The 25,875-nt window shown below is 70.6% G+C and carries 21 protein-coding genes and 3 pseudogenes; 16 read left to right on the forward strand and 8 right to left on the reverse strand.

Going from position 1 to position 25,875, the window contains the following annotated elements; translation table 11 throughout:
* Nucleotides 1-457: 457 nt before the first annotated feature.
* Entirely contained in the window at nucleotides 458-1,129 is a 672-nt protein-coding gene (locus ACZ52R_RS10960) for an NAD(P)H-binding protein (protein WP_465663739.1), read from the reverse strand.
* A gap of 242 nt (nucleotides 1,130-1,371) precedes the next feature.
* Complete coding sequence (locus ACZ52R_RS10965; RefSeq protein WP_465615225.1) at nucleotides 1,372-1,914, reverse strand: ArsR family transcriptional regulator; 543 nt, start codon at nucleotides 1,912-1,914, stop codon at nucleotides 1,372-1,374.
* Between the two features lie 81 nt (nucleotides 1,915-1,995).
* Here ACZ52R_RS10965 and ACZ52R_RS10970 point away from each other — a divergent pair, with 81 nt between their 5' ends.
* The 5 genes from ACZ52R_RS10970 (at nucleotide 1,996) to ACZ52R_RS10990 (ending at nucleotide 8,606) form a co-directional block, all read left to right on the forward strand.
* The gene (locus ACZ52R_RS10970) at nucleotides 1,996-3,321 is read left to right on the forward strand and encodes a M20/M25/M40 family metallo-hydrolase (protein WP_465615227.1); all 1,326 of its coding nucleotides are present in this window, start codon (nucleotides 1,996-1,998) and stop codon (nucleotides 3,319-3,321) included.
* A complete protein-coding gene (locus ACZ52R_RS10975; protein WP_465615229.1) occupies nucleotides 3,318-5,108 on the forward strand; it encodes a S9 family peptidase in 1,791 nt (596 codons plus the stop codon). The genes ACZ52R_RS10970 and ACZ52R_RS10975 overlap by 4 nt, the downstream gene beginning before the upstream one ends.
* Before the next feature lie 423 nt (nucleotides 5,109-5,531).
* Nucleotides 5,532-7,004: an MFS transporter gene (locus ACZ52R_RS10980; RefSeq protein ID WP_360497280.1), complete on the forward strand. Its 1,473-nt coding sequence runs from the start codon at nucleotides 5,532-5,534 to the stop codon at nucleotides 7,002-7,004.
* A gap of 172 nt (nucleotides 7,005-7,176) precedes the next feature.
* On the forward strand, nucleotides 7,177-7,770 hold the full coding sequence (locus ACZ52R_RS10985; protein WP_465615231.1) for an NADPH-dependent FMN reductase: 594 nt from the start codon (nucleotides 7,177-7,179) through the stop codon (nucleotides 7,768-7,770).
* Complete coding sequence (locus ACZ52R_RS10990; RefSeq protein WP_465615233.1) at nucleotides 7,767-8,606, forward strand: thioesterase II family protein; 840 nt, start codon at nucleotides 7,767-7,769, stop codon at nucleotides 8,604-8,606. The genes ACZ52R_RS10985 and ACZ52R_RS10990 overlap by 4 nt, the downstream gene beginning before the upstream one ends.
* A 369-nt stretch (nucleotides 8,607-8,975) precedes the next feature.
* Here the strand turns inward: ACZ52R_RS10990 and ACZ52R_RS10995 are convergent, their stop codons facing one another.
* Nucleotides 8,976-9,230 carry a hypothetical protein gene (locus ACZ52R_RS10995; protein WP_465615235.1) on the reverse strand — a complete coding sequence of 85 codons (255 nt, stop codon included), beginning with the start codon at nucleotides 9,228-9,230 and terminating at the stop codon, nucleotides 8,976-8,978.
* A gap of 236 nt (nucleotides 9,231-9,466) precedes the next feature.
* Between ACZ52R_RS10995 and ACZ52R_RS11000 the strand changes: the two genes are divergently transcribed.
* Nucleotides 9,467-9,838: a hypothetical protein gene (locus ACZ52R_RS11000; RefSeq protein WP_465615237.1), complete on the forward strand. Its 372-nt coding sequence runs from the start codon at nucleotides 9,467-9,469 to the stop codon at nucleotides 9,836-9,838.
* A 283-nt stretch (nucleotides 9,839-10,121) separates the two neighbouring features.
* A pseudogene (locus ACZ52R_RS11005) lies at nucleotides 10,122-10,962 on the forward strand (IS5 family transposase).
* 44 nt (nucleotides 10,963-11,006) lie between these two features.
* Here ACZ52R_RS11005 and ACZ52R_RS11010 read toward each other — a convergent pair.
* Entirely contained in the window at nucleotides 11,007-11,336 is a 330-nt protein-coding gene (locus tag ACZ52R_RS11010; RefSeq protein ID WP_465615239.1) for a helicase associated domain-containing protein, read from the reverse strand.
* Between ACZ52R_RS11010 and ACZ52R_RS11015 the strand changes: the two genes are divergently transcribed.
* The 3 genes and pseudogenes from ACZ52R_RS11015 to ACZ52R_RS11025 form a co-directional block, all read left to right on the forward strand.
* On the forward strand, nucleotides 11,263-12,288 hold the full coding sequence (locus ACZ52R_RS11015) for a Vgb family protein (protein ID WP_465753344.1): 1,026 nt from the start codon (nucleotides 11,263-11,265) through the stop codon (nucleotides 12,286-12,288). The genes ACZ52R_RS11010 and ACZ52R_RS11015 overlap by 74 nt on opposite strands.
* A gap of 405 nt (nucleotides 12,289-12,693) precedes the next feature.
* Nucleotides 12,694-12,849: pseudogene (locus tag ACZ52R_RS11020) on the forward strand (P-loop NTPase family protein); the annotation flags it as partial.
* Nucleotides 12,850-12,914: 65 nt separating this feature from the next.
* Nucleotides 12,915-13,417, forward strand: a pseudogene (locus ACZ52R_RS11025) (IS110 family transposase); the annotation flags it as partial.
* 374 nt (nucleotides 13,418-13,791) lie between these two features.
* On the opposite strand, the gene ACZ52R_RS11030 reads toward ACZ52R_RS11025, so the two are convergent.
* Together ACZ52R_RS11030 and ACZ52R_RS11035 are read right to left on the reverse strand one after the other, a co-directional pair.
* A complete protein-coding gene (locus ACZ52R_RS11030; protein WP_465753345.1) occupies nucleotides 13,792-14,766 on the reverse strand; it encodes an aminoglycoside phosphotransferase family protein in 975 nt (324 codons plus the stop codon).
* A gap of 168 nt (nucleotides 14,767-14,934) precedes the next feature.
* Nucleotides 14,935-15,480 (reverse strand): SMI1/KNR4 family protein, encoded by a 546-nt coding sequence (locus ACZ52R_RS11035; RefSeq protein ID WP_465753346.1) that lies wholly within the window; start codon nucleotides 15,478-15,480, stop codon nucleotides 14,935-14,937.
* Between the two features lie 568 nt (nucleotides 15,481-16,048).
* Here ACZ52R_RS11035 and ACZ52R_RS11040 point away from each other — a divergent pair.
* The 3 genes from ACZ52R_RS11040 to ACZ52R_RS11050 are packed head-to-tail and all read left to right on the forward strand — an operon-like array spanning nucleotide 16,049 to nucleotide 18,597.
* Nucleotides 16,049-16,690, forward strand: a complete 642-nt coding sequence (locus ACZ52R_RS11040) for a TetR/AcrR family transcriptional regulator (RefSeq protein WP_465753347.1) — start codon at nucleotides 16,049-16,051, stop codon at nucleotides 16,688-16,690.
* Nucleotides 16,687-17,328: a VC0807 family protein gene (locus ACZ52R_RS11045; protein WP_465665779.1), complete on the forward strand. Its 642-nt coding sequence runs from the start codon at nucleotides 16,687-16,689 to the stop codon at nucleotides 17,326-17,328. The genes ACZ52R_RS11040 and ACZ52R_RS11045 overlap by 4 nt, the downstream gene beginning before the upstream one ends.
* Nucleotides 17,329-17,346: 18 nt before the next feature.
* A complete protein-coding gene (locus tag ACZ52R_RS11050) occupies nucleotides 17,347-18,597 on the forward strand; it encodes an alpha/beta hydrolase family protein (RefSeq protein ID WP_465753348.1) in 1,251 nt (416 codons plus the stop codon).
* Between the two features lie 394 nt (nucleotides 18,598-18,991).
* Here the strand turns inward: ACZ52R_RS11050 and ACZ52R_RS11055 are convergent, their stop codons facing one another.
* A complete protein-coding gene (locus ACZ52R_RS11055) occupies nucleotides 18,992-19,123 on the reverse strand; it encodes a hypothetical protein (protein WP_465665783.1) in 132 nt (43 codons plus the stop codon).
* Between the two features lie 338 nt (nucleotides 19,124-19,461).
* Complete coding sequence (locus ACZ52R_RS11060) at nucleotides 19,462-20,040, reverse strand: TetR/AcrR family transcriptional regulator (RefSeq protein ID WP_465615252.1); 579 nt, start codon at nucleotides 20,038-20,040, stop codon at nucleotides 19,462-19,464.
* 85 nt (nucleotides 20,041-20,125) lie between these two features.
* Here ACZ52R_RS11060 and ACZ52R_RS11065 point away from each other — a divergent pair, with 85 nt between their 5' ends.
* From ACZ52R_RS11065 to ACZ52R_RS11075, 3 genes are all read left to right on the forward strand, one after another.
* Nucleotides 20,126-21,007: an SDR family oxidoreductase gene (locus tag ACZ52R_RS11065; protein WP_465615254.1), complete on the forward strand. Its 882-nt coding sequence runs from the start codon at nucleotides 20,126-20,128 to the stop codon at nucleotides 21,005-21,007.
* Nucleotides 21,008-21,113: 106 nt separating this feature from the next.
* Complete coding sequence (locus tag ACZ52R_RS11070) at nucleotides 21,114-21,965, forward strand: NAD(P)H-binding protein (protein WP_465615256.1); 852 nt, start codon at nucleotides 21,114-21,116, stop codon at nucleotides 21,963-21,965.
* Nucleotides 21,966-22,173: 208 nt separating this feature from the next.
* Nucleotides 22,174-23,481, forward strand: a complete 1,308-nt coding sequence (locus ACZ52R_RS11075; RefSeq protein ID WP_465615258.1) for a hypothetical protein — start codon at nucleotides 22,174-22,176, stop codon at nucleotides 23,479-23,481.
* Nucleotides 23,482-25,875: the final 2,394 nt, after the last annotated feature.

Raw genomic sequence — 25,875 nt, forward strand, 5'->3', positions numbered from 1 at the left:
CAGTGGGTGCAGCGCGCTGTCGGGGCGTTGCCCGACGGCCGGTGGGGTGGCGATGGGGCCACCGCGACGGAACCGAATCGGCGTTCGGCCGATTCGTTCGCCGGTAACTTGCCGACGGCGCTGTTGCCGGCGATCACGACGCCGGCTCGAGCCGCCGGCCTTTTCTTGGCAATTGACTGCACAACAAAGTAACCCCCCTGTGCTGTAAAATGAGACCCTTCGTGCTGAGCCCACTGTCCGGATTGGACTGTGCGTGAGTGAGTGACGTCCCGTCGGCCCGGTGGTTCGGGCGAAACGACGTGACGTCACTATTCGTGGCGGCGTCCCGAATCGGTCTCTCGAGATCTGTATACGATTCGGGACGCCCGGACGGCAACCGGTATTCGCGGAGTCACTGCGGTGCCGTCAGGAACCGCAGTGATCCCGGGTCGCGCGACCCTTTTCCAGGGGGAACCCCCTAGCTGTCGATCGCCTTGTCGATGGGGGTCTCGCCGCCGACCACCACGTAGATGCGGCCGGCGGTGTCGGGCCGGTCGATGAGCGCCACGAGCACGGCGGCGACGTCTTCCCTGGCGACCTGGTCGAACCTGGCGTGCTGTGGCCCGACCCGGTTCCCGGTGGTGAGTTCGACGGTTCCGTCGCCGTTCGCGTCGGTGAGCACGCCGGGCCGCAGGACCGTCCAGTCGAGCGTGTTCCGGGCGAAGATGTGCTGTTCGGCGGCTCGCTTGGCCCGCAGGTAGACGGCGTACCCCTCGCCGATGCCGCGGTCGTCCGCGCAGCCCACGTTGATGGAGCTGACGTGCAGGAACCGTCGCACACCGGCCTGTTCCGCCGCGTCCATGACGAGCACGACAGCGGCCCGGTCCATCTTGTCCCGGCGTGCGGAGGTGGCGCTGTTGCCCGAGCCGGCCGAGAAGACGACGGCGTCCGCGCCGGCAAGGGCCGCGGCCACCTCGTCCACCGTGGCGTGCTCGAGATCGAGCACGACGGCCTCCCCGCCGGTCTTTTCGATGTCGTCGACGTGGCGGGGATTGCGCACGATGCCCACGACGGAGTCGCCACGTTCGGCGAGGCGCCGAGTCAACCGCAGGGCGATCTTTCCGTGGCCGCCGGCGATGACAATCTTCATTCGATACCCTTTTCCCCGGAATCGGTGCTTCGGGTTTCCCCGGATTCGGTGCTGCGGGTGTGTAGCGCTAACCCGCCGAGCCTGCGCCGTGACGAATGATCAGGGCCGGCAGCCTGGCCCAGCCCGTCATTGACGTGCACGTTCTGACAAGGAACTGATGCCGTCGTCCTGCCGGCCGCCGTGGCGACCTCAAACGCGTCACTCGAATGGTGAATGAGTCAAGCATCGGTCCCGCCTATCGGTCAATGGTCAATCGGGTCGGCGCCGTTGTCCCGGGGGCTGACGTCGGGCTGGGGCCGGGCGGCGAGTGACCACAGGTAGCTCAGCGGCTCGCCGTCGGGTTCGTCGGTGTACTCGGCGATCAGGTCCTGGATCCGGTTGCGCAGCGACTCCACGGACTCGGGCCGCAACCGCAGTACGCCCCTCTTGGCGCCACGGCCGGAGTCCTTGCCCGCGGCGATCAGTTCGGTGCGGTGGGCGCCGATCACGGCCAGGTCGACCTGCTGGGCCAGGCCGGCGTCGTCGGGCAGGATGATCAGGCCCCGGGAGCGTGCGGTCGCGCGGTAGGGCCGTTGCAGCGCGCCGTGCTCACCGGTGCAAACCGCTTCGGGGACAAGGAAGTTCGTCTTCACCAGGGCGCGGACGTGGCGCAGGGTCGTCGCGGGAGCAAGGTCGAGTTCGACCGACAGCTCCTTGTTGGTGAAGGCACGCTCCAGGCACAGCCGCAGGATGCGCCAGCGGACCGGGTGCCCGAGTGCTTTGAGATCTTCGATCGTCGCTTCCACAGCGGCACCCTACCTTGCCAAGCCCGCGCTGGTTTGCTTGACTACTATCGATTTCATTCTGTGCAATCGGTTGGAGGGTCTGTGATCGAGCAGCTCCGGGACTGGGTGGGCAGCCGGGACCTGGATGGTGAGCTGGCGGACTGGATCTCCCGGCCGAGCGTGAGCCGGACCGGCGAGGGCATGGCCGAGGCCGCGGCCCACGGTCTTCGGCTGTTACGTGCGTCGGGCCTGGAGGCCCGATTGGTCGAGACCGGTGGCTGGCCCGCGCTGGTGGGGACGGCGGACGGGCCCGGGCCGCACGTGCTGATCTACGGTCACTACGACGTACAGCCGGCCGGGCCGCTCGAGCTGTGGACGACGCCGCCGTTCGTGCCGTCGATCCGTGACGGCCGGATGTACGGGCGTGGCACCGGCGACAACAAGGGGCAGCATCTCGCGCAACTGCTGGGGCTGCGTGCCCTGCGGGACCTGACCGGCGGATTCCCCTGCCGTGTCACGGTGTTGCTCGACGGCGAGGAGGAGATCGGCAGCCCCAACCTGGCCGCGGCCGTACGCCAGGTCGGCCGGCCCGATCTGGTGATCTGGAGCGACGGGCCCGTGCACGACTCGGGCCGGGCGTGCGTGGTCCTCGGCGTGCGCGGAATCCTGATGTTCGAACTGCGTGCGCGAGGCGCGAACCGGCCGCTGCACTCGGGGAACTGGGGCGGAGTCGCGCCGAACCCGGCGTGGGCGCTGGTGCAGCTGCTGGCCACCATGCGGTCGGCGGACGGGACCGTGACCGTGCCCGGATTCGCCGACGGCGTCCCGCCGTTGACCGGTGGTCAGCGTGCCGCCCTGGCGGATCTTCCGGTGGACGTGGCCGCCACGCTCGAAGCGATCGGGGCCGCCGGCATGGAGCCGCCGGCCGAGCTGGGATTCCACGAACGCCTGGCCGCGCCCACCCTGACCGTGAACTCGTTGACCTGCGCGGATTCCGGCGACCACCGCGCGGTGATCCCCGACGTCGCCATCGCCCGGTGTGAGGCCCGGTTGGTCGGCGGCCAGACACCGGACCAGGTCGCCGACGCCATCCGGCGGCACGTCGCAAAGTACGCTCCCGATGTCGAGTTCGTGACTGACGCGGCCATGGCACCCTCCACCACACTACCCGAAACCCCTTACACGGCAACGATTCTCCAGGCGGTCGAGGACGTGCTCGGGCAACGGCCGCTGCTGGTTCCCTCGCTCGGCGGAAGCCTGCCGATCGCCGTGCTCAGCGATGAGCTCTCCTGCCCCTGCTACGGCGTGCCGTTGGCCAACGTCGACGAGGCCAACCACGCACCCGACGAGAACTTCGACCTCGACCGGTTCCGCCGTGGAATCGTCGCCGCGGCGACGATCCAGCTCGCACTGGCGGCGCACTCATGACCGTCTGGGGGGCCTGGCCCGCGAAGGAGGGCTTCGCGTACGTCAGCGACGAGTCCGGCCGGCCGCAGCCGTGGTTCCAGACCTGGGCGGGGCAGCGGCGGATGCTCCCGATCGACGGCGCGGTCACCCGGCTGGCGTGGCGGCCCGACGAGACCCGCCTGCTCGTGGTGACGGACGTGACCGGCGGCCAGGACTACCGGCTGGCCGAACTCGACCCGGCCACCGGCGAGTCGGAGTGGATAGCGGCGGAACCCGGGGTCCGGCGCGAGATCGGCGTGCCGTACTCCAGCGGAAGCCGGCCGTACAGCCCCGACGGGCGCCTGCTCGCGTACGCCACCAGCGCGCGCGACGTCACCTGTCTCGACGTCTACGTACGGGACCTGACGACCGGCGAGTCCAGGATGGTCCTGGAGGGCGACGACCGGTACGTGCCGATATGTTTCTCACCGGACTCCAGGTACCTGCTCGTTCTGAGGTTCCACCAGAACACCGACCAGGACCTGTTCGCCTGCGATCTCGCGACCGGCCGCACCCAGCACCTCACCCCGCACGAGGGCCCGGCGAAGTACCAGCCGGGCGGGTGGAACGAGGACGGGATCTACGTGTGCACCACCGAGGGCCGTGACTTCCTCGGTGTCGCCCTGCTCGTCCCCGGCCGGCCGCTGCAGTGGATCGCCACGCCGGACGCCGACGTGGAGAACGTGATCGTGGGCCCGCAGGTCGTCTGGGCCCTGCCCCAGGACCAGCGCACGATCCTGTGCACACCGCAGACCACGGTCGAACTGCCCGGATTCGCCTCCCAGCCGTTCGGCTACGACGGCTTCGTGCCGCGGTTCGCCGGAGAGCGCCTGCTCGCACAGGTCGGCGCCGGCGACCGGGCGACCGAGTTCTTCCTGGTCGACCTGGCAACCGGCGAGTCACACCGGCTCACCGACTTCAGCGACGAGCTGCCGGACGACCTCGTCGCACCGGAGACGGTCTGGTTCACCGGAGCGGACGGGCTGGAGATATCCGGACTGCTGTACCGCCCGCGCTCGACGACCGGTCCCGTCCCCGCGGTGCTGACCATCCACGGCGGCCCGGAGTGGGCCGCGCTGGCGGTCCACGACCCGCTGATCCAGCGCATGGTGCGAGCCGGAATCGCCGTGCTGGCGCCGAACGTGCGCGGCTCGACCGGACGGGGGCTGGCCTACCAGCGGCTGATCTACCGCGACTGGGGACGCGGCGACCTGGCCGACTTCGAAGCCGCCGCACGGTTCCTGCGAAGCCTGGACTGGGTGGACGGCGACAGGCTCGGCGTCCACGGGATGTCCTACGGCGGGTTCGCCGCGCTCAGCTGCCTGACGAGGCTGCCGCACCACTGGCGGGCCGGCGTCGTGATCTGCGGGCCGGCGGACCTCGAATCGGACGTCCGGGCCCTGCCACCGACATGGAGCCGACGGGTCGTGGAGTGGATCGGCGACGTCGACGACCCGGCGGACCTGGCGAGACTGAGGGCAGCGAGCCCGCTGACCCACGCGGCGCACATCCGGGCGCCGCTGCTGCTGGCACACGCGGTGGACGACACCACAGTCGTCATCAACGGCACCGAACAGCTGTACAAGACGCTGACCGGACTGGACAAGACCGTGCGGTTCATCCGCCTTTCCCGCGGTCACCTCCCGGACGACCGCGAGGAACGGGACGAACTCGACGCCGCTGTCGTCCAGTGGTTCCGCGACCACCTCGAGCCGCGCCCCAACGGCGCGAGAACGGCCGCACCGGCGCAGTCCCGCCAGGGGTACTGAAAACGACTGAGGGGGCACGCATTCATGAAAACAGCCGTCGTCGGCGCCTGCGGGGGCGGGAAGACCACGCACCGCCGAAGAAAGCCGGCCGACCGGCGGCTTCGTCTCCGACGGTTCCGTGGCGCGTAAGCGGATCCACGACAAGCTGCACAGACTGTCACGGATACCTCACCGGATCACGACCACGCTCCACGAAGAGGTCGTCGACCAGCTCGGGTTGCTGATGAAGCACGACGCGAAGACCTACCACGCGCCGGTGCACCTGCCTGCCGAAACTCCCCTGACCGAATGTCTCGAGTCCCACCACCGAAGGCGTACCCGATGACGCACGGCGCAAGCACCGAACCAGTCGACGCCGCGCCGCCCGTCCTACGCCCGTTACCGACCAGCACCCGAAAAACCCAGAAGGGATAGGGACAGATCATGTCTCCTGCAGTCCCCGGCGCCGGGGCGCCACCCCGCCGACGCCTCGGCTTGATCCTGGCACTGCTGGCTTTCGCCCAGTGCATCTACGCCATTGACTACAGCATCGTTTTCGTGGCACTGCCCGAGATCCGCACCGGCGTCGGCTTCTCCGCGCAGAACCTCCAGTGGGTCGTCAGCGCCTACGCCGTCGCCTTCGGCGGCTTCCTGCTGCTCGGCGGCCGTGCGGCGGACCTGTTCGGACGCCGCCGGATGTTCGCCTTCGGCCTGTTCCTGTACGCGGTCTCCTCACTCGCCGGAGGGCTCGCGGGCGACCCGACGACCTTGATCATCGCGCGTGCGGTGCAGGGCATCGGCGGCGCCTTCCTCGCCCCCGCAACGCTCTCCCTGGTCACCACGACCTTCGCCGAAGGCCCCGAGCGCAACCGCGCGCTGGCGATCTGGGGCGGCGCCGGCGGCAGCGGCATGATCCTCGGCTCGCTCCTCGGCGGCGTACTGACCGGCAGCTTCGGCTGGGCGTCGATCTTCTTCGCCAACGTCCCGCTCGCCGGTGGCGCCATGCTGCTCACCTTCGCCATCATCCCGAAGGACACCGACCTGGGGGCCTCCGGGCGCAAGTTCGACCTGCCCGGTGCGCTGACCGCGACCGTCGGATCGACACTGCTGGTGTTCACCCTCGTCCAGGGACCGGTGTCGGGCTGGACCTCGCCGACGATCCTGATCACCGCGGCCATCGCGGTGGCCGTGCTCGCCGCGTTCTTCACCATCGAGGGCCGCGGCCGCGACCCGCTGCTGCCGCTGCGCCTGTTCCGCAACCGCAACCTGAGCACCGGTACCGTCGTCACCTTCATCTTCATGGGGACCTTCGGCGCGCTGCCCTACTTCTACACCCTCTACTTCCAGAGCGTGCACGGCTACTCCGCGACGAAGAGCGGTCTCGCCTTCCTCGTGCCGTGCGTGGGGGTGCTCATCGGCAACCTGTCCGGCGGGAAGCTGGCCACCCGCTTCGGGGTGCGTGCCACGCTGATCGGCGCGCTCCTCATGGGTGTCGTCGGCACCGTGGCCTTCGCGTTCTCCGTCTCGCCGTCCGGTACGTACCTGGAGCTGGTGCCGGGCGTGCTCATCCTCAGCCTCGGGCAGGGCACCGTGTTCACCGCGATGTACGCGGCGGCGACCACCGGGGTCGCGGCAGAGGACCAGGGCATCGCCTCGGGTGTCGCGGCGACGGGCCAGCAGGTCGGTGCCGCGGTCGGCCTCGCCGCCCTGGTGGCGGTCGCCAACTCCGGTCACGAAGGACTGACCGGTGAGGCGCTGCGCGTCGCCACCGCCGACGGTGTGCGCTCCGCCATGTGGGCCGGCGTGGCCGGCATGGTGATGATCGTGCTGGTCGCGCTGAACTTCCGGCGCAACGCGGCGGTCGTGGCCCCCGAGGTGTCCGAGAAGCAGCACGACGACGTGGCGTCCGCCGTCTGACCTCCTGACATGAATAAGTAAAAGATGATTCCACTTCGTGTTCACTGCGCACGGGTGGAATCACCTTTTATTTCCCCGACCGTGACGCCAAGGCAGGTACGCACCGCACCACCCCCCCCACCACGCACCGCGAACACCCTCAGGCACCCGAACGAGAAGGAGGCACAACCCCATGCACCAGACCGTGAACGTGGTCGGTGTCGGCGGTTCGAGCCGGCCCGGATCAACCGCCGAGCAGGCCCTGCGGGTGGTCCTGGACGCGGCGCAACGACGCGGCGCAGCAGTGCAGCTGATCCCCGGCCCCGCACTGGCCATGCCGCTGTACGACCCCCGGCACGGCGTCACCGCACCGCAGGCCAGACGGCTCCTGTCGGCCATAGCCGGCGCCGACGCCCTCGTCCTCGCCAGCCCCGCCTACCACGGCGGGATCTCCGGCCTGGTGAAGAACGCCCTGGACTACGTCGAGGAGTTACGCGAGGACACCCGTCCCTACTTCAGCGAACGGGCCGTCGGATGCGTGGCGGTCGCCAACGGCTGGCAGGGCGCCGTCTCCACACTGGCCGCGCTGCGCGACGTGACCCATGCGCTGCGCGGCTGGCCCACGCCGCTGGGCGCCGCGATCAACACGTCGGTGGCACGCTTCTCACCCGCCGGAGACTGCAAGGACAGCCACGTCCAAGGACAGCTGGAGGAGATGGCGGCGCAGGTCGTCGAGTTCGCCACGATGCGCGTCCTCGCGAGCTCCGGGACGGAAAGCGTCCGGTGAGCGTCACCGCCGCCCGGCGCCCGCTCGCCCAGGGCGCGCTCACGATCCCGCGACCGGTCCCCGGCGCGGCCGTGCGGCTGTTCCTCTTCCACCACGCGGGCGGTTCACATCTGCTCTACCAGGGCTGGGAGTCGGCCTTTCCCGCCGACTGGGAGGTGTGCCTCCTGGACGCCCCCGGGCGCGGACGTCTTCGCGGCGACCCGCTGATCGACACCGGCGAGGGCCTCGTGGACTTCTTCCTGCACGAGCTGGAGCCGTGGACGGACCGCCCGTACGCCTTCTTCGGACACAGCATGGGCGCACTGGTCGCCTACGAACTGACACGGCGCCTCGCCAACGCCGGACAGCACCCACCGGTGTGGACCGGCCTGTCCTCCTGCGCAGCGCCCAGCCCCGCCGAACAAGCGCAAGCCCCCCACCCATCGACCCAAGCCCAACTGCGTGACTGGCTCAGGTCCACAGGAGGCACACCCGCCGAGATCCTCGACACCCCCTGCCTGTGGCGGCTCTTCGAACCCGTCCTCCGCAACGACATCGCGCTGGTGAACACCTGGCGCCCGGCCCCGGACACCACGCCCCTGCCCGTCGCCGTCTCCGCCTTCGGCGGCACCCAGGACACCGTCGTGAGAAAAGAACGCCTCGCAGCCTGGGCCGCCCACACCCGGCGATTCCACGGACCGCACCTGTACCACGGCGGCCACTTCTACCTGCACACCCACGCGCACTCGGTCGCCGGCCGCATCATCGAAGCCGTCACCGCGAACCGCACAACTTCCGCACCCCCCACCCCACAAGGGAAACCGTTGCGCGGCCACTCACCCTGCCGAACACCATGACGCACGACGACCCGCTGCCGCGCGCAATACCGGCCGCCGAGCGACCGCACGGCACACGGACCGCCGAGCACCGCCAGCCCCGACACCGGACCGGCCCACAGCTCTTCCCCACCAGGCGACCGAGCCCTCGTCGCGTCGACCGCGCGAGGCCCCGCGGCGCCTCGGCCCAAGAATCGGTCCTACACAACCCCCGCGCCTGGCAGGGTCGTCGATCCTGATCGGCGGGAGTGCGCAGGCCGATCCCGGAGCGCCGGTGTTCGTGGTGTAGTACGAGGTGAATCCGTCGAACCACTCGCTGGCGTGTGCGAGCGAGGCGAACCGCCGCAGGCAATCCGGCGCGTACTTCGTGATCGTGAACCGGCTCTCGCCCTATGGGCTGTCATTGCTGCCCCTAGCAGGGGAGTGGTTCCTGATGACGCCGAGGCCGACCAGCAACTGGGAGACCTTCTCGGAGGTCATCAAGGTGCCGCAGTCGCCGTGCACGGTCTCGAGCACGATGCCGTCGCGTTCGATGGCCTCGCGGATCAACTCCTCGGCCTCCGATCGGCCGTCGGCCGCCGCGATCAGGAAATCCGCGCCGTCCAGCAGGCATGGTCCACAGCCGGCCTCGACACGGCCGCACAAGAATCGACGGGCCGTCAGAACAGCGAAAGTCCACCCTGAGCCCGGCCATATATCGGATGGCGTTCATGGAATGCTCCTGGCACTCTGAACAACTGGGCAGCAGGGGACGAAAGTTGGAGGGAAACCGCCACTCTGGGCCGGTTCTGCTTCATCGGCTCGATCCCCGAATCGGCCTTGGACTGCCCCCACACCGCCACTCTCGACATACCACCCACGTGGCCCTCAGGGAGGAATCGATGCGCAAGACCCTCAAAGCTGCCGCCATAGCCATAGCCACCACCGCTGCCCTCACCTTCGCGACACCGATCGCCGGTGCCACCACCGCGACCCCCGCCGGAGCCACCACGGCCTGCACCGACCTGTACACCGACGGGAACTGGGAAGCCCAGGTGTGCAAGTCCTGGTGGCGGGTGCGCCCCGGCATCTATAACGGCAAGTGGTGGAGCCCCAACAGCGACCACCGCCGCACTACCAAGTTCTATGTCAACCTGGACGGTCAGGAACGACGCGTCTATCGCGATCACGGCACGTTCACCGGAGCTCGCTATCTCTTGCTGCAGGTCTGCTCCGGCGATGATTCCGCCCCTGGGTGCTCCGGCTGGTGGTAGACCACCAGCCGCGCACACATCGAAGCCCCCGCCCCGGACGGACTGGGTAAACGGGGCTTCAGTGGGCGTTTTGGCATATCCAGTCCTGTAAGTGGCTTATGGTAGCGCCGCTTTAGTGATGTTATGCACGATAGATGAATAACGTCCTCCCTCTCGCCGGAGGAGCGACTGTCTGTCTCGCCTGCATCTACGCCCTGAAGTCCGTCTGGTTCGAAGAAGTCATAGAAACGCCGATCTGGCAGTGGAACGGGATCCTCCGTCCCATCTGTGCTGACGCTGTTTCATGACCGAGCGCAAGCCGTACCCGAGCGACCTATCCGACGCCCGATGGGCCCTCATCGAGCCGATTCTGACGGCATGGAGAAAAGCCAGGCTCGACCGTCGGCCGACCGGCCAGCCCGCAAAGGTCGAACTTCGCGACGTCTTCAACGCAATCCTCTACGTCAACCGGACCGGAATCCCATGGAAGTACCTCCCGCACGACTTCCCCAACCACGGAACCGTCTACGCCTACTACGCCGCCTGGCGCGATGAGGGGCATCTTCGCCCAACTCAACTACGACCTCACTGGATTGGCCCGGGTGAAGGAAGGGCGCAAGCCTGAGCCGACCGCCTCGGTAATCGACACCCAGAGCGTCAAGACCTCCACCAACGTTCCCCTGACCAGCCAGGGAACTGATGCCGCGAAGAAAATCGTCGGCCGAAAGAGAGGCATCCTCACCGACACCATCGGACTCATCCTCGCCGTCACCGTCACCGCCGCGAGCCTGTCCGAGAACGCCCTGGGAATACGCCTCCTCAACCAGGCCAAGAAGACCTACCCAAGCATCTCCAAGAGCTGGGTCGACACCGGCTTCAAGAACGCCGTGATCGAGCACGGCGCACGCTTGGGCATCGACGTCGAGGTCGTCCACCGGAAGTCCGACGTCCCCGGATTTCACGTGGTGAAAAGGCGGTGGGTGGTCGAACGGAGTCTGGGGTGGATCATGCAGCGCCGCCGGCTGGCCCGCGACTACGAGACACTGTCGACCAGCTCCGAAGCCATGATCCACATCGCCTCGATCGACAACCTCGCCAAGCGCATAACGGACGAAACCACACCAACCTGGCGAGGAACCTACTAGAACATAAAGGGCAAACTACTCTCATCAAATGCCCACTCAAAGCTCTACCAGGCCACCCCGAGAGCCTCCAGCTGCCCGAGCTGCTCCGGGCTGAGCTTGTCCCGGCGGGCCTTCTGGATGTTCAGCCAGGACCCGAGGGACACCCCGTCCTCCTTGTGAGTGCGCGGCACCCGGACGTGCCCCTCGCGCTCGACGAAGGCCGCGAGCGCCGCCAGGCCGGCACCGAACCGGTCAGCGCGCGACACCTTCGGCTTCGCCGCGGCCGCCGCCCGCGCGGCAGCCAGCTCCTGGCCCTGCTCGATGCCGAGCGCCGCGAGCAGGGCCTGCTGCTCCTGGTCGAGCTCGGCGGGCCGGCCCGCTGTGCCCGCATCCACCGGCCAAGCTGCTCGTCCTCGAAGGCGGTTACCAGTAGCAGGGCCGGCCAGTCGGCGTGGTCCGTCGGACTCGAGCCACCACTGCCGGGTGGCAACGTGGGTGCGCTGCCAGGTGGTCGGCGTGAGGCTGCGTCTCGCTGTCGTGGGTGTAGCGGAGGATGGCGCTGCTGCGGGCGGGCGCGTCACCACGGGCGGCACGTTCACCGAGTATTCGGTGCCCACCACCAACGCGGGCCCGGCCGGGATCGTCACCGGGCCGGACGGTGCTCTGTGGTTCACCGAGTCGAACGTCGACAAGATCGGCCGGATCACCACCGGGGGCACCTTCACCGAGTACGCGGTCCCGACCTCCGGCGCCTACCCGTGGGGCATCACCGTCGGCTCGGACGGCGCCCTGTGGTTCGCGGAGCCGGGCGCCAACAACATCGGCCAGATCACCACCGGCGGCACGGTCACCGAGTACGCGGTCCCGACCTACGGCGCCTACCCGCTGAGCATCACGGCCGGGTCGGACGGCGCCCTGTGGTTCACCGAAGTGCTGTCCGGAAGCATCGGCCAGATCACCACCGGCGGCACGGTCACCGAGTACGCGGTCCCCTCACTGGCCTCACTGCCCATCGGCATCACCGGAGGACCGGACGGCAACCTCTGGTTCACGGACGCCGGAGCGGCGCAGATCGGACAGGTCACCACGGCGGGTGTGTTCACCGCCTACAACCTCACGGATGCCCTCTTCCCGTTCCCGTGGGGCATCACCACCGGGCCGAACGGCAACCTGTGGTTCACCGAGAACGCCAGCAACGACATCGGCCAGATCACGACGTCGGGGACGATCTCCGAGGTGTCGATCCCGACCTCCGGCTCGAACCCGTTGGAGATCGCCACCGGATCCGACGGCAACCTCTGGTTCACCGAGAACTCCGCGAGCCAGATCGGGGTTGTGACTCCCTGACAGGACCGCCGGGGTGAACAGTCACCCAGCCTGGCCACCCCGCCTCCCGCCATCTCGACGGGAGGCGGGGTGACCAGGCAGTCCGCCGGGTCGGCGTCGATCGGACCGGTGCAAGCGCCGGGTGGCGCCCGTCCCGTGGCCATCCGCGTGCTGCTCGGACAGGTACAACTCCCGGTCCAGCAGCACCCGGTGGCCATACTGCTGTACACACGTCAAGTCCACTCCGGTCGCTGTCTGTCTGGTGGCACGCGGGGTGGTTCCGTGCGGGCCTGAAGGGCGGGAGGGGCGTGCGCATCGGATGAGCCGGCCTGTTCGGTCCCCGCCCAGTGGCCGAGGGCGGCCCAGGGGACGGGCGGTGGGGGTATTCGCTGTATCACCTTCCGTACCCGTCCCACTACTCGCGCGGTGTGCCGCGAACTGTTCACCGGCCTCGGCCTGCCGGGCCAGTCGCCGTGCTATGCCAGTGAGTTCGATCAGGTTCTCAAGGCCGCGCTCTCCGCGTATCCCCGCACCCTGGTCCTGGATGAGGCCCAGTGGATGTCCAGTGACCAGCTGGAATACATCCGCTACCTCTGGGACGACCCCTATACCCGGCTCGCCGTCGTCTTCGTGGGCGGCGAAGGCTGCTGCTGGACCTGCTCGCCGAACACGGCGACACCCCGGCGGCGCCGATCCCGGTGGCGATCGAGACCAGCCACGGCCTGCTGGTGGCCGTCCTGCGCACCGGCCGGCGGCAGGTGTTCGCGATCAACCCGCTCGCCGCCGCCCGCTACCGCGATCGGCACGGCGTCTCCCGCAAGAAGTCCGACCCCGGCGACGCCCTGGTTCTGGCCAACATCCTGCGCACGAGCGGCCGGCGCGCCGCGCCGTGCTCACCGCGGCCCCGACCCCCGCCCGGCTCATGCATGCCGGATTCCTCTGGGCCTTCTCCTCCCTCCAGGCTTCGCCCGGCGCCGACGCCCACTACCGCCGCCGACGCGACCATGGAGACTGGCACGCTGGCGCCCAACGTAACCCCCTCAACCGACTGCTCGGACAGCTCTTCCACTGCCTCCAGAACCGCCAGCTGTTCGACGAGAACCACGCCTTCACCTTCTCCGTCACGTCGTCGATCACGGCCGCCGCTTGACGTCCTAGCTCGCTGGGATGTCTTCTCTCCATCCCTTTCCCCGGCTTGCTGGTAGGTGGAGGGGCGGTGGTGGGTGACGGTCCGGCCGGCAGGGGTCTGACCCTGCGGGGCCGTGATGGTTGGTGAGCGCCCGGCGAACGCCGGACGCCCCCGGGCCCTGGCGGGCCGGATCGGCGGCGATCCTCCGCCAGGCCCTCCCCGGCCGGGCTGGACTGTCGACGCCGATCGGATCCGGCACCGCCCTGTATTGGGCAGGGTGTTCCGGTGTTCCGGAGCCACTTGGGCAGCGAGAGCGAGAGCCACAGGGTAGTGCCGTCACGATTGCCGACGGCGGCTTCATGGCATTGGTCTTGTGTTCCCGGGGATGGGGCCGATCAGCCGTGTGGCCGGATCCGCCCCACGGACTCGGTGGACACCGGGCCGTGCTCACCGGGTCGGCGGGCCGTTGCGACGAGTCGTCGCAGCGCGGCGTGGGCGGGTGGGCCCCAGGTGGCCTTGCCGCCGGGGCGCCCGTGGATGCCGGCCTCTCCGATGAGGATGCCGCTGAGGGCGCGCCACACGGCCCAGCCGCGGGCGCGGCGTAGGGTCGCGGTGTCCGGGGTCGGCTGGTAGGCGTGGTGGAAACGGTCGGCGGCGCCGTCCGGCAGCAGTGTCCACGCGGCGGCGAGGTCGATGGCCGGGTCGCCCGCGAAGAGGTCGCCGAAGTCGATCACGCCGCAGAAGGTGCCGTCCGCGGTGAGCACGTTGGCCGGGTGCAGGTCGCCGTGGAGCCACAGTGCCGGGCCTTCCCAGTCGGGTGCGGCGGCGGCGTCTTCCCAGACGGCGCGGACGGCGTCCGGGTCGGGGACCAGCCCCATGTCGGTGGCCGACGCGAGCTGCCTGGCGACGCCTTCGGCATGGTCGGCCAGCGGTCCTCCGCGGTCACGGCCGGCGGGCGCCCCGTCGGGGGCCGGCCGGTGAAGGGCCGTCAGGAAGCCGGCCAAGGTGTCGGCCGCCTCCGCGGCGCGCGTGGCGGGGGCGCGGTCGGCGGGCTCGCCCGGCACCCAGGTGGTGACGATCCAGGGCCGCGGGAACCGCTCGGAGGGCTCGCCGAGGCGCTGCGGGACGGGGACCGGCAGCGGAAGGCACGGGGCGAGTGCGGGCAGCCAGGCGTGCTCCTTGCGCAGCAGCGCATCGGCGGACTGTGTCGCCCAGGGCAACCGGACGGCGAGGTCGTCGCCGAGCCGCCACAGCTGGTTGTCCCAACCACGCGCGCCGAGCCTCACCGGGCGATCGGCCAGGTCGGGATGCTGGTCACGCAACAGGTGACGGACCAACTCCGCCGTGACCTCGATCTGGGTGTGGGTCATACGGATCAACGGTAGTCGGGCAGCGGCCCGCCCGTGGGTCACCCGATCGAGCGATCGAAAATCTACCTCGCCTGTGGGGGCTCGCCCGATTTTCGCTGGATTCACAAGCGCACAACTGGCTCTCACTCAGACCGCCGAAGTGGCTCCCGATCACCTGCCGAAAACAGGTCACAGTGGCTGGCGCCAGTTGCGGTAGGTGTGCGGGGGTCTGGCGTGGCCGCCGTCGCTGAACGGGTTCGGCAGTGTGCCGTCGAGGGTGCCGGCCAGGAAGTCGCCGAAGCCCACCGCAAAGCGGCTCCAACGTTCCTCCCCGTAAAGAGGCTGGCGCTTGAAGACGACGACGTCCCAGCTGTCCGGGTCCCGGGTGTCACAGAGCCAGAAGGCCACGTCGCTGTTGGCGCTGCTTGCGAAGGGGAGGAGCCTGCCCTGCTCCAAGTCCTGCGGGCCGGTGGCCACAAGGGCGGCCGGCTCTTCCCCCGGGTCGAAGTCCAGTCCGTCGACGAGGTCGCCGTACGGGGAGCCCTCCACCGGCGGCGTGCTGACGCCGAGGTACTCGTCCAGCTCGCCGCCGCCGTAGAGCGTGACGAAAACACGGTAGTCGGCGGGCAGGCGCAGGCCGGTGGTCCGCGCGAGCTCGTCCCAGTCGACGGTGTCGCCCAGGGCGCCCGGTTCCCCGAGCAGGGCCGAGAGGCGGGTGATGGCCGGGTGGACCATGGCGGTGTCTCCTCCGTGGATGGCGGGCTTCGACCGGTCACCGTAGTGCCCGGCGTCCCGTCTGGTGCAGCGCTGCGCCCGGCCGGGGCGGAGCCGTCCCCGGTGCCACCGCCGTCTGCCCCGCGCCCTGCCAGTCGTCCCCGCGGGCTCCCGACGCTGCCCTGTCCACCGTCCGCCGGGCCGCCGGTTCCCGCGCTGCCTCGCAGTCGACGCCGGGTCGCCGTCCGCCTGGTCGACGTCGTCCCGTTGGCCGCCGTTGCTTGTGCTGCACCCCGCTGGGCCCTGCCGTCGTGGTGCTGTCGCGCCCCGTTGTCGCGCGAGCCTGCCGCGCGGGGTGCTGTCGTGTGGTGTGACGTGGGCGGACACCCGTGATCCCTGTGCGTGGCCAGGGACGCGACATGGCGCGGGACCGTCATTTCTGGTAGCCGTCGCCGAAGCCTCCGCCGTTCCGTCCAGGGACGGTCACGCGCCCGCAGCAGCCGGTGCCGCGCCTCCGCACGCCCAGACTCAGAAGCGACTGCGTGTTTTACGTGACGCAGGTGTTGCCGACACGTGTTAGTTTTTACTCATGCGAGTAAATCCATTGGGCGCGGCCGCTCCGGAGAACAGCCGGAGCTTCACCACCGACGCGCGGCGCGCCCAGATCGTCGCCGCCGCGATCGAGACCGTCGCCGAACTCGGCTACGCCCGCGCCTCGTTCGCGCAGATCGCCAAACGGGCCAAGCTCTCCAGCGTGCGGCTGATCTCGTACCACTTCGACGACAAGGAGGACCTGTTCCAGGCCCTGGTCGACACCGTCCAGGAACAGGCGCGGGTCGCCATGCAGCCGCGCATCCGCGCGCACACCGAACCGGCCGCAATGCTGGCCGCCTACATCGAGGCGAACCTGGAGTTCCTGGCGGAGCACCCTGTGGAGGTACGGGCACTGGTGGACGTCCTGGCCAACGCCCGCCGGGAGGACGGCAGCCCGCTGGTCAGCTCGGCGGGCTTCGACACCCCCGTCGCGCTGCTGGTGCAGCACCTGCGGGACGGCCAGCGCAGCGGCGCCTTCCGCCGGTTCGACGCGGAGGCGATGGCCACCGCGATCCGCGCCTCGATCGATGCGGCCGCAGGCCGGCTCGCCGCCGGGGACGACTTCGACCCGCGCGCCTACGGGCGCGAACTGGTCACCCTGTTCGCCCTCGCGACCAGGAACCAGGAGACGTCGTGACCGTCCACGCCGCTCCGCGCCCCTGGTCCCGCCTCTTCTTACCGCCGCTGCTCGACCTCGTCCTGCCGCTCGGCCTCTACTACGGGCTGCGCCTCGCGGGCGTGGACCAGTGGTGGTCCCTGCTCTGGTCGGCCGCACTGCCGGCGGCCACGATCCTCGTCCGGCTGGTTCGCACTCGCCGTCTCGACTTCCTGGCCCTGCTGATCCTCAGCATGATCGGTCTTGGGCTGGTGCTCTCCTCGCTCACCGGCGACCCGCGCGCCCTGCTGGTCCGCGAGGCCTGGACGGGCATGCTCGGCGGACTGATCGGCGCCTGGCTGCTGGCCTCGGTCGGTTACGGACGCCCGGCTCTGATGGTCGTCTTCCGCTCCTTCGTGCATGCCAAGGCGGGCGAGGACGGGCTGCGCGCCTGGGAGGGACGCTGGCACCAGGACGCCGCCTTCCGCCACGGCCTGCGGGTGATCACCGCGGTGTGGGGCGCGGCCAGCCTGCTCAACGCCCTCGCCCAGCTCGCCTTCGCCTACCTGCTGCCGGTGGACGCCGCCCCTGCGGCCATGCACGCGTGCTGGCCGGTCATCGCCGCGCCGCTGTTCGTCTTCCACCTCGCGTACACCAAGCGCCACGGCCTGCGGGCCTGACCGGAACGGGACCTTCCCTTGACCACCACAGCCCCCGTCGACCGCTTACGGCTCTTCCCGGAGCCCAACCTCGACCTCCAGACCCGCGCTGCCCTCGGTGCCACCGCCTACCGGGCCGCCGAGGCCGGGGAGCTCCTGGCAGCCGTCGACCGCATCAACCGGGCCGGACTGTCCGGCCGCGGCTACCACGAGGAGTTCCTCGCCCTCGGCCGCCGCACCGCCGTCGCCGCGGAAACCGCCCTCCGCTCAGGCCGCACGATCGGCGCCCGCGACGCCTACCTGCGTGCCGCCAAGTACCTGTCCCTGGCGTTGTTCTCCGTTCTCGGCAGCGCCCGGCCGGCCGACGAACCGGCGGTCTTCGCCGAGATGCAGGCCTGCTGGCACCGCGCGGGCGAACTCCTCGACCCGCCCGTACAACGGCTCCGCATCCCGTACCAGGACGTCGCACTGCCCGCCTACCTCCTCACGCCCCCGGGGACACCCCGGCGCCGGCCCACCCTCATCCTCGTCAACGGCAGCGACGCCCAGAGCATCGACCTCTACGCCTTCGGCGCCTGCGCGGCGATCGAACGAGGCTGGAACGCCCTGATCCTGGAGGGGCCCGGGCAGGGCAGCCTGCTCTTCGAGCACGCAATCCCCTTCCGTCCCGACTGGGAACACGTCATACATCCGGTCGTCGATCACCTCCTGTGCTCCCCGCTGGTCGACCCCGACCGGATCGCCCTGACCGGCTGGAGCATGAGCGGCATCCTCGCCATCCGCGCGGCCGCCTTCGAACCCCGGCTCGCCGCCGTTGTCGCCGACCCAGGCGCCGTCGACAACTGGCTCGCCTGGCCCAAGACCTGGCGCGACCTCGCCGACCATCCCGACCCGGAAGCCGTCAACCGGCACTGGCAACAGGCCGTCCTCCCGCAACTCGGCCAGGCCACCCCGCTGCTCGCCAAACGCGCCGAGATCTTCGGGCCCCAGTTCCTGCACGACGCCCGCGCAGGCCGGGCGCCCCAGGACCTCTGGCAACTCGCCCGCGCCATCCGCCAGTTCCGCTGCGACGACGTGGCACACCTCGTCACCTGCCCGACCCTCGTCCTCGGCTACGAAACCGAGGCCCTCATCCCGGACCAGGACACGCACCTCTTCGACCTCCTCCGCTGCCCCAAACAGCACACCATCCTGACCACCGCCCAGGGCGCCGGCGACCACTGCGCCCCCATGGCCCCCCAACTGCGGAACACCCTCGTCCTCGACTGGCTGGAGCGCACCCTGGCCTGACCTCCTTCCCCGGCGGCCCGGCCCGGCCCACCGGACGCCACCGCCGGACGTGACGCGGGTCTGTCCCGTTGACTGGTTGCCCGCGCACGGGGGACCAGGCTGTTCGGTCGGGGGTTCGGCTCGTGGTCCGGTACGGGATCCGGCTGGGGGTTCGGTCCGCAGCGCGGTTCGGCCACCGGCCTCCGACCGAGCTTGCCGCCTGTTTGCGCTGCTCATCGGGGGTGACGGGCCGAACTCACCACCCGACTTACCTTCCTGGGCCCCTGCCTGGTGGTTGTGGTGGGTGGGTTGGGGCGTTGGTCGGTGTGGTCGGGCGCTGCGCTGTGCTGTGCTCTTGTTCTCGCGTCCGGCTGGTGCCGGCCGCTCGTGTGGGTGGGGCGGGCGGCGGTGGCGGTCAGGCGGGCTTTGGGGGTGGGGGCCACAGGAGGCGGAGGTTGCCGTAGCGGGCGCGGGCGGCGTCCGCGCTGAGTCCGAGCGCCTCGCCGATCGTGGCCCAGGTCGCGCCGGCCTCGCGGTCGGCGATCACCGCGCACCGGACCAGCTCGCGGGTCAGCTGCTGGGAGTCGGCCGCCGCGGTGCAGTGGGCGCCGGGCGGCCCTTGCTGCGCCTGGGTGGTGCGGGCGGTGACCGGGATGCCGAGGTGGCCAGCGCCGAGACCGACCCCCAGCGCCGGGACGCGGACTGCCTCACCGCCCTGCGCACCCTGTGCCGCTGAACCCGGCCCGGGTGAGCCGACTGCCGCTCCCGCCCTGCCGTCCCCCGCTCCGTCGGCGTCAAGGGATCGGTGGGGGAGGGCGGCGAGCCCGAAGAGCCCGGGGGTCCGCTTCCCGCCCGCCGCACCGGTGCCGGACGCTGCCCGTTCGGTCAGCCCAGCGACGCGCTCGCTGCACGCAGTTCGTTCAGGGCCGCCAAGGCGCACCCGGCGAGCCCGTCCCCGGGGCCACGGTCCTCCTCGGCCCACTCGGCGTACCCCCGCTTGAAAGCGAGGACGCCCAGCTCGCCCGCGAGAGCCGCAGTCGGACCGGGCACGCCGCGGGCGAGCAGAGCGGTCGTCATCGCGGCCGCGAGACTCACGGTCTTGAGGGCGTCGCGCTCCTGAAGCTCGGTGCTGGCGGCGACGGCCGCCTTCAGGCGGGGGGCGAGCTCGCGACTCCCGGGGCCCATGGCGGTCGAGGCGCGCTGGAGACCGGCGGCGACCGCCTCGAGCGGACTGGCGTCGCAGGGCGCGTCGGCGATCCCCTCGGCCAGCAGCCGGCTCAGCGTCTCCTGTCCGGCGACCAGCAGCTCGCGCTTGTCGGGGAAGTGCCGGAAGAAGGTGCTCTTGGTGACCCCGGCACGCTCGGCGATCTGCGCGACCGTCGTGGCGTCGTACCCCTGCTCCGTGAACAGGTCGACCGCGGCCACGACGAGGCGTTCACGCGCACCTGGTTCCCATCGACCCATGGGCTCAGCATATGCGACGGGACTCTTGTCCCGTCACCCCTGTTACAGTGATGGGACAAGAGTCCCATCACTTGTGGAGGGTTCCATGCGCGTCTTCGTCACCGGCGGCACCGGTCTGATCGGATCCGCCGTTGTCGCCGAACTCCTCGGCCACGGCCACACCGTCCTCGCGCTCGCCCGCTTCGAGGCCTCCGCACGGGCCGCCGAGGCGGCCGGCGCCGAGCCGCTGCGGGGAGGCCTCGCCGACCTGGACGTCCTGCGCTCCGGCGCCGCCGGGGCCGACGGGGTGGTCCACCTGGCCTTCGGCAACGACTTCAGCAGCCCCGAGGCCCTCGCCCGCAACGTCGCCGAGGAGACCGCCGCCCTCACCACCCTCGGTGAGGAGCTCGTCGGCAGCGACCGCCCCCTGGTCACCGTCTCGGGCACGCCCTGGGTGCCGGGCCGTGCCTCCACCGAGGCCGACCCGGTGCCGATCGACGGGCCGGTCGGCGGCCGCGGCCGCACGGTCACGGCGATCCTGGGCCTGGCCTCCCGCGGGGTCCGGAGCACGTCCGTCCGCCTGCCGCGCACGGTCCACCACGAGGGCGCGGGCGGATTCGCCGGTCTGCTGACCGACATCGCACGCCGGAGCGGGATCTCCGGCTACCCCGGTGACGGTACCCAGCGCTGGCCCGCCGTCCACGCGCTCGACGCGGCGGTCCTCTTCCGGCTCGCCCTGGAGCGGGCGCAGGCCGGTACTGCCTGGCACGCCGTGGCCGACGAGGGGGACGCGGTGCGGGACATCGCGGCCGTCATCGGTCGGCGGCTGGGCCTGCCGGTCGGGCCGGTGCCGGAGGAGACCTACGGCCCGCTCGGCCCGATCTTCAGGGCCGACCAGCCCTCGTCCAGCACCCGCACCCGGCAGGCGCTCGGCTGGGAGCCGAGGCACCCCGGCCTCCTGGCGGACCTGGAGAACATCCGGCCCTGACGCGCTCCGGCTCCCGGCTCGTTCCCCACCCGTTCCCCGCCCCATCGCCGACAACCAGGCACGTCGATGGGGCACTTCACGTCCACGACAAGCAGGAGGTTCCATCATGCCGACAGTGGTCTTCGGCGCCCGAGGCAACGTCGGTCGTCATGTGGCCGGCGGCCTGCTGGCCGCCGGTGAGCAGGTCAGAGCGGTCAGCAGGGTCCCAGCCGCGGGCCCGACGCCCGGGTACGACTCGGTCGTCGCTGACCTGGGGCGTCCCGAGACGCTGCCTGCAGCGTTCGACGGTGCCGACAGGGTGTTCCTGTACGGAATGCTCGACCCCCAGCAGCCCTACGACATCGACAAGGTCGCTGCGGCGGCCGCGGCAGCGGGGATCCGGCAGGTGGTCCTGCTCTCGTCGGTGGCGGTCGTCCTGGACCCTGACGCCGACCACCCGGTCGCCCGGCTGAACCGCACGATCGAGCAGGCCGTCCAACGCTCCGGCCTGGACTGGACGTTCCTCAGGCCGGGGACGTTCGCGACCAACACCCGCACCTGGTGGGCCGAATCGATCCGCACCGACAACGTCGTCCGCCTTCCCCGTCCGTTCGCCCAGTCGGCACCGGTGCACGAGAAGGACATCGCGGCGCTGGCGGTGACCGCCCTGACTGAACCGGGCCACTCGCACCAGGCCTACATCGTCCACGGGGCCGAGTCCCTGACCCTGCAACGCCAGGTCGAGCACATCGGCGAGGCCATCGGCCGTCACATCCGGGTCGAGCACATCTCCGACGAGCAGGCCTGTGCGGACGTCGCCAGAACGATGCACCCGGTCGTGGCCGACGCGATCGTGGGCCAGTGGGCCGCCGCCGACGGCGTCGCGGCGGTGACCTCCGCCATCGCCGAAAAGATCACCGGCGTTCCGGCCCACACCTACGCCCAGTGGGCCGCCGACCACGCCGACGACTTCCGCTGAGGCCGCCGCGCCGGGCCGGCCGTACGGAGCCCGGCCGGCCCGGCTGCCCTGCCTGGTTCCCCGATCTCCTGCAACAGGCTTCAGCCATGGCGATGGAACGCACAGTAGTGCACCCACCGGCCATGTCGTAGGCCTCGCGTGCGGGAGTCTTGTCCGTCCAGCCGGGCGTGCAGCAGACTCTCGTGCCGATACCAAGCCTTGGGGAGCCGTGGTCCGTGTGGCGGGCGCGTACGAGGCGCCGTTGTTCTCGGCGGGGTGGCCGCAGTCGCAGCGCGGCTTCCTGGTCTACCCCACGTACTGGCCGCACACCGAGCGGGCCTTCCCGGGAGTCCTGGACATCCTGACCAGGCTCGGGGCCGCCCCCGCCGCCGCCCGGACGCGCCACGGCATCATCGTGGGGGCGGACCTGGACGCGGATCAGCTCGCCGCATTGCGTGGCGACCGCCAGGTCGAGTACGTCGAGCACGACTGTGTCGGCGTCGTCGCCCGCTACCACCGCGTCCTCGGCCCGCACCGCGTCGTGGGCCAGTACTCCGTTGCCGTGGCTGACGACGGCGACCTGCGCGCACTGCTCGCCGGCCTGGACGGCACCCTGCTACACGCGTGCGACGAGGTCCACAGGTTCGCCGCCCTGCTGACCGATCGGCAGCGCGACCAGCTCCGACGCAACCCGATGTCTTCTCCGTCGACGACGGCCAGCGGGAGTCCGCCGACTGAGCCCGAGACCTCCGACCGGGCACTCCGCCACTGCAGGGCCTCCCTACCCGTCCCGCACGCCGTCGAGCCGCCCGGTCACCGCTCGGGGGTCGCAGGAACGAGGAATCGCGCCGGAGTGCCGGCACCGCAACGGCGCCGTCGGGCAGGCCGGTCACGCCACGATTCCTCTGCTTGTGGGACACGATTCGATCACATGCCCTCGCCGCCGCTCCGGGATGCGCGAGGGTGGCGCCGCTGTCCGAGCACCACCCTTAGAGGAAGAACGTCCTTCATGAGCCACCCTGTTCAGAATGCCCCCAAGCGCCCCGTCTACCGAAAGGTCCGCGTCGTCGCCCCCGTCGCCCTGATCGTCGGCATCGCCGTCGGCGCGGCGGTAGGCGGAGACAAGAAGAGCAGCACCCCGGCGGCCGCACCCACCGTCACTGCCATGGCCACCGTTCCCGCTGCGGCGGCCAAGGTTCCCGCCCCGCTTCCTGCTGCCACCGTCACCGCCACCGTGACAGCCGAGGCCCCTGCGGCCCCCGTGGCGCCGAGCACGCCGGACAAGCCCAAGGGCGACACGATCGGTGGCGACGGCAGCTACGAGGTCGGCGTCGACGTCCAGCCCGGTACCTACAAGAGCAAGGGCCCCAAGGCCGGTGGCATCGGGATGTGCTATTGGGAACGCAACAACGGCGGCGACGGTGTCGGTTCCATCATCGCCAACGACAACGTGCAGGGCCCCGCCACCATCACCATCAAGCCCGGAGACAAGCTCTTCAAGACGACCGCCTGCCAGGACTGGGTCAAGACCGGCTGATCCGAGGAGGCTCCACGCGCCCGAAGCGGCCCGCGAACCGCGCCACGAAGTCGCCGAATTCGTCTGACCACCCGTCAGTTATATCTTCCAGCACAGACGGCTGAACGAGCCAACGCGCCACAGGTCACGGCACGCCTGTCTACTTTCCGACGCCCGCCCCGGGCCGGTTGGAGTGTCCGGGGTGCGTCAGCGACCGGGAGGCGAAGGGCTTGGGCCCGTGGTGTTGCCCGCTCCGTCCATGCGGGAGTTGGTGGCTGCGCTGGTCTGCGCCCCGGATGACCCGTGGTGGGAGGACCGGGTACTGCACGCCAAGCTCTACCCGGCGAAGGGCCGCGGGTGTGACCTTTTGGTGGTTGTGGGCGTGGAATCGGCCTGGATGGCAAATTGTCTGGACCTTTGGCTAGACCTGTAGGGGGTGCTTGGCCGGGTCGGCGTCCGGCGGGTTTGGTGACTGTGTGTGGTGGTTGGCGGGGTTGGGGGTGGTGTCGGCCAGGTCGGGCGGGTGGGCGGTCTTTTCTGGCGTGTGTTCGGCTTAGAATTTCGTGTGGTGTGTTTTGCCGAATTGACCGGCGTGGTTTTTGGGGTTCGGGTTGGAATGGCCGGGTGAGGGCTCGTTGGCGGGGGTCGGGGGTCGGGGGTCGGTGTTCGGTTTGTTGGGGCCGGTCGGGGCTGCGCTGTCGCTGTCGTGCCCGCCGGTCGGAGCGTGCCCGCCTGCTGGCCGCCGTCCAGGCCGTCCGGGCCGTCCTGGCGCCGTTGTCCGGGGCGGGGTGTGCTGGCCGTGCTGGGCTCTGTCCGGCTGCTGCGCCGCGTGTCCGCGGGCTGCGGTCCTTGGTGGTGGGTGGTGGTGCTGGGTGGCCGTCAGGCCACCCTTGAGGGCGTGCACGAGGGCTGTTGCTGGGGTTGGTGGCCGGGGTGTGGGTGCTGTCGCGCCCCCTGTCGCGTGGGGTGCTGTCGTGCCCTGTGACGTGGGCGGATGCCGGGTTGCCCCTGTGTGTGGTGGGGGCGCGACAGGTGGGCGCGACAGCCGCGGGTCGGGCTGCCGCCCAAGGGCCGTCGGGTACGGCGGGGACGGCGGCCGCTGCAGGGGCCGGCCTTTGTTCTAGTGGTGGGGTTCGGTGGCTGGTGCTCGGCGGCCTGGTGAGGGGGTGCGGGGTGCAACGCGGTGTTGCGCCGGGGTGCAAAACGGGGCCGTGTTGCGGGTCTGAACAGGCGTTATGTGGCCGGGAGGGGCCCGGGGCGGGCGTGTTGCACTGCCGTGTTGCACCGCCGCGCTGCTCCGCCGGCCTCGACGCCGCCCCGCTGCTGCGCCCTGGCCGCCGTTCTGGTCGGCCGCCAGGCCGGTCCCGCTGCGCCCGGCTCGGCCGTCCTGCCCGCCGTGCCTGCGCCCGTCCTGGCCGCCGTCCTGATCCGTCCTGCCCGGTGTTCGGTTTGGTGGTGTTGCTCCGGGAATTGCCCCGTTGACGGCGCGCACTGTTTTCCGGGCGGTCTGGATTGGCGGTCGCGGTGTCGGTGGCGAGGGCCGTAGGCCCCTTTTCGGTGTGCCTGAATTGGATTTCTGTCGGCTGCGTCGTGCGAGGCTTTCGGATTGTGGCCTGAAAGAGAGTTGATATGCGTCGGTGGAGTGGCGGTGGTGATCTGTCACGGGTGTGGCAGTGGTGTTCCGGGGTTTGTGCTGGTCGTGGGGTGGGTTTCTACTGTCGTTGGTTGTCGCCTGGTTGCTGTCATAGGTGTCGTTTCAGCTGGTCGTAGCGGTGTCGTGGCTGTTGGCGGCGGCTGGGGTGCCGGTTCGGTGACAGCTCGTGCGGCGATGTCCTCGCCCCGGCATGGGGCGGCCAGGCCCAGGGAGGACTGACCAAGGCTTCGTCACCCCGGCCCTGGCACGGGGCGAGAGGCCTGCTTTGGGGGCTGTCGGCCGCAGGCCGCCGCGCTGCGCCCGGCGGTCGCCCCCGAGGCTGGCCCGGGGGCCCGGCACGGGCGTCTGGACGGGGTGCCGGCCGATGTCGCCGGAGGACCGGACCGGTGGGCCCCGACAGGGCCTCATCCCGGGTGAGACGCCGGCGTCGGCAATTCGCGCCACATCGTCAACGCCCGGGGCCGCCCCGCAGGGGAGGCCCTGCTACCCGCAATTCACGTCACATCGTTAACGCCACTCATGGCGGGCCGCAGGCCCGTGCCCAACCACCCATCAACTAAGGCCCCGCCAGGGGCCGTCACCCCAAAGCCAATTCGCCGCAGGCGAATGGCCCCACCCCCGCCCGGCGCAGCCGGGCCCCGAGGCGCAGCCTCGGGCAACCACCCGCGGTGACGCCGCCAGGCGGCACCCCCGCACCTGGCGGTGCGTCAGCACCGCCGCAGGGCCGCCAGGCCCTGCTTAAGCCGCAGGCTTCCGCCCCC

The organism is Kitasatospora sp. NPDC034023 (assembly GCF_055575795.1).